Consider the following 1,303-nt stretch of genomic DNA (forward strand, 5'->3'; position numbering starts at 1 on the left):
CGACTGCTTGGCGTCGGCGGCGCCAGTTCGACCAGCTCATCGCGTGGTGTCGTCCGCGGTGTCCGCTCAGGTGCGGGGGCCGGGCACGACAAGCTGCCAGGAGTCGCCGAACCTCCGCCACTGTGAGCCCGATTGCCCCGACTGTCCCATCTGTTCCGCCCCCTTTTCCCAGGGCTGGTGTGCCGTGGCGGCCAGGAAGGCGTGCGCGAGCATGGACAGAGTGATGTGCCGATACCAGCCCGGGTAGCGGCGGACTTCGTACTGGTCCAGGCCGCATTCGTTCTTCGCGGCCTGGAAGCACTCCTCGATCGCCCAGCGCGCCCCGGCGACCCGCACCAGCTCCTGGACGGTGACCTGAAGGGGCGTGTAGGCGAGGTAGTAAGCGATCTCGTCGGGCTTGCTGATGCTGCGTCGGGCCAGTGCCCACCGCATCCGGTGAGGGACATCGCCCTGATAGTCGAACTCGGCGACGGCCGGCAGCCGCACCGCTGCCCAGTGGTAGACGCGGGGCCCCTTCGCGCCGTCTCCGCATGAGATCTTCTCCCACGCTTCGTCCGGGGCCTGCGCGAACAGCCCCTCGATCCGCGAACAGCCAACGCTGAACTGTGACTTGGGGACAGCAAGAACGTAGCCGACACCCGACTGTTCCAGCAGCCGGCGAAATCGGTTGTCCTGACCGTAGGCGGAATCCGCGGTGACCCAGGCAATGGGCAGGGGCGAGGCGAGGGCCCGCAGCACCATGTGCCGGGCCAGTTCCCCCTTGGTGGCGAACTCCCGCTCGTCGGGGACCCTTGCGGTGCGGCAGCGTTCCCGGTCCTCGGTCCATGTCTTCGGGAGGTAGAGCTCGCGGTCGACCAGAGCCCGGCCGCAGGCGGAGGCGTAGGCGGCGAAGACGCCGATCTGGCAGTTCTCCGTCCGGTCGGCGGTTCCGGAGTACTGGCGCTGGACCCCGGCTGAGGTGATGCCCTTCTTGATGAACCCGGTGTCGTCGATGATCAGCACGGCATCGGCCTCGCCGAGCTTGCCAGCGACGTATTCCTGCAGGTCGTCGCGGATGTCATCGGGCTCCCACTTCGATCCGGCGAGGAGGTGCTGCAGGCCGTCGGGCGTGGGGTGGCCAGCCTGTTCAGCCAGCTGCCAGCTGTTCTTGCGAGCCACTGGAGCGAGTAGCCCGCGTACGTAGTCACGCATACGTCGGCGGAGCTCGACCCGACCGAAGCGGTGCCCGATGGTCAGGAAGAGATCGTCCAGTTCGAGGTCCCACTGCGCGGCGGCAGACTCGGTGATCACCCTCGGAGGCTGC

General features: G+C 67.8%; 1 protein-coding gene. It reads right to left on the reverse strand.

The features are described 5' to 3' along the window. Positions 1-66 precede the first annotated feature (66 nt). Positions 67-1,290, reverse strand: a complete 1,224-nt coding sequence (locus ACF1A1_RS39330) for an IS701 family transposase (RefSeq protein WP_392006991.1) — start codon at positions 1,288-1,290, stop codon at positions 67-69. Positions 1,291-1,303 lie beyond the last annotated feature (13 nt).

The sequence above is a fragment of the Streptomyces sp. NPDC014995 genome, assembly GCF_043080745.1.
Classification (GTDB): Bacteria; Actinomycetota; Actinomycetes; order Streptomycetales; family Streptomycetaceae; genus Streptomyces.